The following is a 1,405-nucleotide window of genomic DNA, read 5'->3' as shown; positions in this document are numbered from 1 at the left end:
AGTTCGCGTGGAGCCAACCTTGAAATACCACCCTGGCAACTTTGAGGTTCTAACTCAGGTCCGTTATCCGGATCGAGGACAGTGTATGGTGGGTAGTTTGACTGGGGCGGTCTCCTCCTAAAGAGTAACGGAGGAGTACGAAGGTGCGCTCAGACCGGTCGGAAATCGGTCGTAGAGTATAAAGGCAAAAGCGCGCTTGACTGCGAGACAGACACGTCGAGCAGGTACGAAAGTAGGTCTTAGTGATCCGGTGGTTCTGTATGGAAGGGCCATCGCTCAACGGATAAAAGGTACTCCGGGGATAACAGGCTGATACCGCCCAAGAGTTCATATCGACGGCGGTGTTTGGCACCTCGATGTCGGCTCATCACATCCTGGGGCTGAAGCCGGTCCCAAGGGTATGGCTGTTCGCCATTTAAAGTGGTACGCGAGCTGGGTTTAGAACGTCGTGAGACAGTTCGGTCCCTATCTGCCGTGGACGTTTGAGATTTGAGAGGGGCTGCTCCTAGTACGAGAGGACCGGAGTGGACGAACCTCTGGTGTTCCGGTTGTCACGCCAGTGGCATTGCCGGGTAGCTATGTTCGGAATAGATAACCGCTGAAAGCATCTAAGCGGGAAACTAGCCTCAAGATGAGATCTCACTGGGACCTTGAGTCCCCTGAAGGGCCGTCGAAGACTACGACGTTGATAGGTTGGGTGTGTAAGCGCTGTGAGGCGTTGAGCTAACCAATACTAATTGCCCGTGAGGCTTGACCATATAACACCCAAGCAATTTGCTGACCTGAAAAGGCACCAGATTGCGGTGTGTGAAGACGAAACGAACCGAAAGTTCGAAGTTCACAAAACACCGAAAGCTATCACATACCCAATTTGCTGAAGCGAGGCCAACTGGCCACGACTCAGTACCCGAATTTCTTGACGACCATAGAGCATTGGAACCACCTGATCCCATCCCGAACTCAGTAGTGAAACGATGCATCGCCGATGGTAGTGTGGGGTTTCCCCATGTGAGAGTAGGTCATCGTCAAGATTAAATTCCGAAACCCCATTTGCGAAAGCAAATGGGGTTTTGTTTTGGGCGATCGAAAAGCGCAGGCGCTAGCGTGCTCATGCAGCACGATAACGCTGAGGCGCACCGTCGGGCACACCGCCTCCGGCTCCAATTCCCGTACTTGCCCCCCAATCGCCCGACAAATTTGCACAGTTATTTCTGAACCAGACCACTAGAATAGGCACCTAACCTTTTTTAGAGTCAGAGCCCTATCTATGCCCGACCCGGTTGATACCCTCAAGGTGTCGGATTTACCACTGGACGACCTGGTTGCATGTCATGAGTGCGACTTGCTGATGCGCAAACCAACGCTTGCCCTTGGCGAAAAGGCCCAATGCCCGCGTTGCGGGTAC

General features: G+C 53.1%; 2 rRNA genes. Both read left to right on the top strand.

Annotation, left to right across the window (positions count from 1 at the left end):
• A 23S ribosomal RNA gene (locus MCRY_RS22265) occupies positions 1-758 on the top strand; the annotation flags it as partial.
• Positions 759-915: 157 nt separating this feature from the next.
• A 5S ribosomal RNA gene (gene rrf / locus MCRY_RS22260) occupies positions 916-1,031 on the top strand.
• The last annotated feature ends 374 nt before the right edge of the window (positions 1,032-1,405 follow it).

It is taken from the genome of Marivita cryptomonadis (genome assembly GCF_002115725.1).
GTDB lineage: Bacteria > Pseudomonadota > Alphaproteobacteria > Rhodobacterales > Rhodobacteraceae > Marivita > Marivita cryptomonadis.
Note: the sequence above shows the minus strand (reverse complement) of the source record. Positions and strands in the feature narration are given on the sequence as shown.